Below are 6362 nucleotides of genomic sequence, written 5' to 3' on the forward strand. Positions count from 1 at the left end.
GCATCTGGCGCGAGCTGTCATGCCGGAATTTTATAGCTGGGGAGTGCCGTGCCTGCCGGTGCGGGCGTGACGAGCAGGTGTGTCCAGGACCCCGTCATGCGAGCGCAGCGAAGCAATCCAGAAATCCCTCCGCGGTGACAGTCTGGATTGCTTCGTCGCTTCGCTCCTCGCAATGACGGTAGGAGAGAGCTCAGCCCGGAATCCGCACCGGCAGCGTCTCATATCCCTTGATGAAGCTCGAATAGATCCGCTTGGGCTCGCCGACCACCTCGATGCGGTCGAAGCGCTTCAGCATCTCCTCCCAGACGATCTTGAGCTGCAGCTCGGCGAGCCGCATGCCGACGCAGCGGTGGATGCCGAAGCCGAAGGAGAGGTGCGTGCGCGGGCGGGGTCGGTCGATGATGAACTCGTTCGGCTTGTCGAACATCTCCTCGTCGCGATTGCCGGAGACGTACCACATCACGACCCGGTCGCCCTTCCTGATGTGCTTGCCGCCGATCTCGGTGTCCTGGAGCGCAGTACGCCGCATATGCGCCAGCGGCGTCTGCCAGCGGATCACCTCCGGCACCATGGAATCGATCAGCTCCGGATTTTCGCGCAGCTTGTCGTACTGCTCCGGGTTCTCGTTCAGCGCCAGCACCGAGCCGGTCATGGTGTTGCGCGTGGTGTCGTTTCCGCCGACGATGAGCAGGATGATGTTGCCCATGAGGTTGTCGGGATCCATGTGGCGCGTGGCCTCGTTGTGGGCCATCAGCGACAACAGGTCGTTGCGCGGCGCGGAGTTGACACGCTCGTTCCAGAGCTTGGACATGTAGGCGTAGCACTCGTCCATCTCGCGGCGGCGCTCTTCGGCGCTGGCGACGATGCCGCTCTTGGGCAGCGCGGTGGAAACGTCGGACCAGCGCGTCAACTTGCGCCGCTCCTCCCAGGGGAAGTCGAACAGGGTCGCCAGCATCTGCGTGGTCAGCTCGATGGAGACGCGCTCGACGAAGTTGAACGTCTCGTTGCGCGGCAGATTGTCCAGCACGGTCTGCGAGCGCTGGCGGATCAGCTTTGCCAGCTCGTCCAGGTGTGTCGGCGTGAACATCGGCGACACCGTCTTGCGCTGCGCCGAATGCCGGGGCTGGTCCATCGCGATGAAGCTCGGATAGTCGTAGCCTTCCGGCACGTCGCGGATCGAGATGCCGCCGAGCTTGGAATCCGAGGAGAAGATGCCGTGATTGGTGTCGACATGCATGACGTCGTTGTACTTCACCACCGACCAATACGGCTCGATCGGCGCATTGGTGCAGTAATGCACCGGCTCTTCCTTACGCAGCCGCTCGAACCAGGGCCACAGCGTGTCGTCCTGGAACAGCCGGGGCGCGCCGGGGTGGAATTGCGACAACGGCGTCGCATAGGCCTCCTCGCGCGCCTTCCGCATGCGTTCGGCCTTGTCCACTTTAACCGGCGCTTGGATGTTCATGATCGTGGCTCCGTTGCGTTCGACTCACGCAGCAATCTTCACCGGCAGCGTTTCGATACCCTTTACAAAACTCGAATAGACCCGAGTGGGTTCGCCGACCACATCAATATGGTCGAACCGCTTGAGAATTTCCTCCCAAATAATCTTGAGCTGGAGCTCGGCGAGCCGCAGGCCGACGCAGCGATGGATGCCGAAGCCGAAGGACAGGTGCGTGCGCGGGCGGGCGCGATCAATGATGAACTCGTAGGGCCTGTCGATCACGTCCTCGTCGCGGTTGCCCGAGACGTACCACATCACGACCTTGTCACCCTTCTTGATCTGCTTGCCGCGGAACTCGAAATCGGACAGCGCCGTGCGGCGCATATGCGCGAGCGGCGTCTGCCAGCGGATCACCTCCGGCACGAAACTGTCGAGCAGGTCAGGGTTCTCGCGCAGCTTGCGATATTGCTCCGGATGCTGGCTCAGCGCGAGAAGCGAGCCCGACATGGTGTTGCGCGTGGTGTCGTTGCCGCCGACGATCAGGAGGATGAGATTGCCGAGGAAGTTCTTCGCATCCATGTCGCGCGTAGCAGTGCCATGCGCCATCATCGACAATAGGTCGCTCTTCGGCGGCTGTTCGATGCGCTCCTTCCACAGCCTCGAGAAATAGGCCGCGCATTCGGCGAGTTCGGCCATCCGCTCGTCCTCGGTGGCGACGAGACCGTCCGGGCCGGGAATCGTGGTGGCGACGTCGGACCAGCGCGTCAGCTTGCGGCGATCCTCCCAGGGGAAGTCGAACAGCACCGCCAGCATCTGCGTCGTGAGCTCGATCGAGACGCGGTCGACCCAGTCGAACACCTCGCCACGGGGAAGATTGTCCAGGCACTCGGCCGAGCGCTTGCGGATGTTGATGGCGAGATTGTCCAGATGCGTCGGCGTGAACATCGGCGCCACGGTCTTGCGCTGGGCGGCATGGCGCGGCGGGTCCATCGAGATGAAACTCTCACGGCGCAGATCCGGATCGATGTCGCGGATGGTGATGCCGCCGAGCGCGGAGGCCGAGGAGAACACCGCATGGTTGGTCTCGATCTCCATGATGTCGTTGTAGCGCGTCACCGACCAATACGGCCCGAACATCGAGTCCTTGCAGTAATGCACGGGATCCTCGCGGCGCAGCCGGTCGAAATAGGGCCAGAACGTATCGGTCCTGAACAATTCGGGGTCGCCGGGATCGAACTGCTCCAGCGGCAGCGACATCGCGCGCTCGCGCAAGGCGTCGAGCTTGGCCGCGCTTTCGATGGTCCCATGCATGACCGTTCTCCCTGAATATGAACCGCGCGTCGTTGAATTCTGCGCTGCGGTATTTGATTTGCAATTACAGCCGGTTGTCTGCGCCGGGGCAAGGGAGAGTTTTGCCTCATCCAGCCTTCACGAGCGCGTTGCACGATCGTCACGGCGCCACGAGAACGTGACCTCCCGCACGCCGAACGACAGAGAATCGTGCGAGAAACCCGCTGGAATCGAGCTAAATCGAACCCGCTCATCTTGGGGATCGACTAATCTCTGATCTATAGTTTGGCCGGAACAGATCCGCATCCCGAGGTTGCCGCCGTGAACGACATGCAATGGACCCCGATCGGGTCCGAACCCTTGCCCCCGCCGCTGCCGGCGACGCGGGTCGATTTCTCCGGCAGCCGCTCCGAGTTCCGCAAAATGGTCACCAAGGGTGCCATGCTCGAGCTCGTGACCTTCGGCTTCTACCGGTTCTGGCTCGTCACCGACATCCGCCGTCATCTGTGGACGCACACCGCGATCGATGGCGATGCGGCCGAATACACCGGACGGGCCAAGGAGCTCCTGGTCGGCTTCCTGTTCGCGCTCGCGATCCTGGTGCCGATCTATCTCGCCTATTTTCTCATTGGCATCGAGTTCGAGCGCTGGCAGGCCTTTGCCTCGACGCCGCTATTCATCGCCTTCTACGCCTTCGGCCAGTTCGCGATTTTTCGCGCGCGGCGCTACCGCCTGACCCGCACGGTCTGGCGCGGCGTCCGCTTCTGGATGGACGGCTCCGGCTGGGCTTACGCGTTTCGCGCCATGCTATGGGGCTTGCTGGTGCTCCTGACGCTCGGTCTCGCGCTGCCCTGGCGCGCGGCGGCGCTCGAACGCTACAAGATGCGGCACACCCATTACGGCGATCTCCGCGGCGATTTCGACGCCGACGGCTGGACCTTCTTCAAGCGCGGCTGGTGGCTCTGGCTGCTCAGCCCGATCGCGCTCCTCATCTTCCCGCTCGCACCGTTCTTCTACGCCGAGTTCAAGGCGCGCGAATGGCGCTGGTGGCTCGACGGCATCCGCATCGGTAGCGTCAGCCTGTCCTCGGAATTGCCTCATGATGCCTTCTACGGCCTGTATTGGAAAGTGATCGGCTGGTGGATGCTGCTCACGGTCGCGTTCGCAGCCTATATGGGCGGCAGCGCCTTCCTGGTCGTCTCGCTCACCGGCGTTTCCGCCGAGGAGATCTTCGCCGGCGACAATGCGACGAAGAGCATCCCGATGGTGGCGATGATGGTGATCGGCTATTTCGCGCTCGCTCTTGCCATCAACATCGTCATGCGGGTCTATCTTCAACGCGATCTTTGGGCCAAGGTGCTGGAAACCGTCGAGGTGCACAACATCTGGGCCGCGGCGGACGTGCGCGGCAGCGGTCAGCTTGCCGGCGCGCTCGGCGAAGGCTTTGCCGACGGACTCGATGTCGCGGGATTCTGAGCTGTGAGTGACGTGTTTGCCGAGACCCCGGCGCAGTCGGAGAGTCCGACCATCTTCTTCGACGGCGTGTCGAGCCGCAGGCGGCAGGTGACGCTGACGCTCAGTGATGCGCTCGAGATCGCCGAGGACGGCGCAACGCCTGTTCGCTGGGCCTATGCCGACCTTCGCCGCGCCGACAGTCCCCCCGGAATCCTGCGCCTGGCTGCGACGTCCGCACCGCCTCTGGCGCGGCTGGAGATCCGCGATGCCGCGCTTGCCGCGGAGGTGGCGGCCCGCTGCACGCGGCTCGACGAGCATCGGACGACGCGCAGCGGCGTCGCGAAAATCGTGAGCTGGTCGGTTGCCGCCGCCGTCTCCATCGTCTGCGTCGTCCTGTTCGGCGTGCCGCTCGCCGCCGACCGGCTCGCGCCGCTGGTGCCGAAGCCCGTGGAACGGCGCATCGGCGATGCCGCCGAAGTGCAGATGAAAACCATCTTCGGCCGCGGCGTGTGCGAAGACCCCGCGGGCAAGGCCGCGTTCACGAAGCTCGTCAACCGCCTGCGCGATGCGGCCGGCCTCAACGACTCAATGACGGCCGGCGTGCTGCCGAGCTCGATACCGAATGCCTTCGCGCTGCCCGGCGGCAAGGTGTTCGTGCTGAAGGGCCTGCTCGACAAGGCCGAGAGTCCCGACGAGCTCGCCGGCATCCTCGCCCACGAGCTCGGCCATCTCAAGCATTACGACAACATGCGCGGCCTGATCTACAATGGCGGCACCTCGTTCCTGATCGGCCTCTTGTTCGGCGACATCACCGGCTCCTCGGCCGTGATCTTCGCCTCGCGCAGCCTGGTCGAAGCGTCCTATTCGCGCGAAGCCGAGACCGGCGCCGACACTTTCGCGATCGAGATCATGCATGCGCTCGGCCGGTCGCCGAAGCCCGCGGCCCAGCTGATGTTCCGCATCACCGGCAAAGAGGGCGGCTCCGGCCTGACGAATATCCTCGCCAGCCATCCGCTGACCGAGGACCGCCTCGCGCGCATGACGAAGGAGGACCGGCCCGCCAGCGGCCCGCCGCTGCTGACCGACAAGGAGTGGCAGGCACTGAAGGGCATTTGCGGCAGCGGGAAGGTGTGACGGCCCGCTCCTGGCGCATCACTTCGCCGGCGCAGCCGGTGGATTCGATCCGGTGGTGACGTTCGGCGCCGTGTTCGGGTTCGAGGTCGTGGTCTGGGGACCGAACTCGCGACCATTGTAGAAGAAGACGGCCGCGACCACGGCGATCACGAAGATCGCGCCGACTGCCCAGCCGACCGGGCTGTTGCGGCGCGCTCTGTCGGCCCTGCGGTCCTCATTCTGATAGGTCATCGTTGCTCTCCATCGCAAAGCAGGAGAACCTCGCGCGGTGGAAGCTGTTCCTAAAACGCGCCCAGCACTTACCGCGTTCCGTAGGCGCGGTCGCCGGCATCGCCGAGGCCCGGCAGGATGAACCCGTTGTCGTCGAGCCCTTCATCCACCGCCGCCGTCCAGATCGGCACGTCCGGGTGCAATCCGCGCAGCCGTTCGAGCCCTTCCGGTGCGGCGATCAGGCAGGCGAGGCGGATGTCCCTGGCGCCGCGCTCCTTCAGCCGGTCGATGGCGGCGACGGCGGTGTTGGCGGTGGCGACCACCGGCGTCACCACGATGGCGAGGCGCTCGCTGAGGTCGGAGGGCGATTTGAAGAAGTACTCCACGGCGGCAAAGCTGTGCGGCTCGCGGTAGAGCCCGATATGGGCGACGCGCGCGGTCGGCACCAGATCCATCATGCCGTCGACGAAGGTGGTGCCGGCGCGCAGCATCGGCACGAATACCAGCTTCTTGCCGGCGATCTTGGCCGAATGCATCGTCGCCAGCGGCGTCTCGATCACGGTGTCGGTGAGCGGCAGGTCGCGCGTCACCTCGTAGCACAGCAACATGCCGATCTCCTTGATCAGCTCGCGGAACGACTTGGTCGAGATGGACTTGTCCCGCACCAGCGTCAGCTTGTGCTGCACCAGCGGATGATCGACGATCGTGACGCCTTCCATGATGAGATGCTCTTGCTTTTCCCTTCTCCCCTTGTGGGAGAAGGTGGCGCGAAGCGCCGGATGAGGGGTATCTCTCCGCGAACTCCAACTGAGAGATGTGCCCGCGGCGA

General features: G+C 64.3%; 6 protein-coding genes. 2 read left to right on the top strand and 4 right to left on the bottom strand.

Going from position 1 to position 6362, the window contains the following annotated elements; translation table 11 throughout:
• Positions 1-190: 190 nt before the first annotated feature.
• Both XF30_RS34890 and XF30_RS34895 read right to left on the bottom strand, forming a co-directional pair.
• The gene (locus XF30_RS34890) at positions 191-1465 is read right to left on the bottom strand and encodes a cytochrome P450 (protein ID WP_109145225.1); all 1275 of its coding nucleotides are present in this window, start codon (positions 1463-1465) and stop codon (positions 191-193) included.
• 24 nt (positions 1466-1489) lie between these two features.
• Positions 1490-2755, bottom strand: a complete 1266-nt coding sequence (locus tag XF30_RS34895; protein ID WP_036009721.1) for a cytochrome P450 — start codon at positions 2753-2755, stop codon at positions 1490-1492.
• Positions 2756-3064: 309 nt separating this feature from the next.
• On the opposite strand from XF30_RS34895, the gene XF30_RS34900 reads away from it, so the two are divergent.
• Both XF30_RS34900 and XF30_RS34905 read left to right on the top strand, forming a co-directional pair.
• Positions 3065-4210, top strand: coding sequence for a DUF898 family protein (locus XF30_RS34900; protein WP_192893480.1), 1146 nt, complete (start codon positions 3065-3067; stop codon positions 4208-4210).
• 3 nt (positions 4211-4213) lie between these two features.
• On the top strand, positions 4214-5323 hold the full coding sequence (locus XF30_RS34905; protein ID WP_109145226.1) for a M48 family metallopeptidase: 1110 nt from the start codon (positions 4214-4216) through the stop codon (positions 5321-5323).
• An 18-nt stretch (positions 5324-5341) separates the two neighbouring features.
• On the opposite strand, the gene XF30_RS34910 is transcribed toward XF30_RS34905, so the two are convergent.
• Together XF30_RS34910 and upp are read right to left on the bottom strand one after the other, a co-directional pair.
• Positions 5342-5554 carry a hypothetical protein gene (locus tag XF30_RS34910; RefSeq protein ID WP_036028638.1) on the bottom strand — a complete coding sequence of 71 codons (213 nt, stop codon included), beginning with the start codon at positions 5552-5554 and terminating at the stop codon, positions 5342-5344.
• A gap of 68 nt (positions 5555-5622) precedes the next feature.
• On the bottom strand, positions 5623-6252 hold the full coding sequence (gene upp, locus XF30_RS34915; RefSeq protein WP_036009715.1) for a uracil phosphoribosyltransferase: 630 nt from the start codon (positions 6250-6252) through the stop codon (positions 5623-5625).
• Between the last annotated feature and the right edge of the window lie 110 nt (positions 6253-6362).

This window comes from Bradyrhizobium sp. SUTN9-2, assembly GCF_003122645.1.
Classification (GTDB): domain Bacteria; phylum Pseudomonadota; class Alphaproteobacteria; order Rhizobiales; family Xanthobacteraceae; genus Bradyrhizobium; species Bradyrhizobium yuanmingense.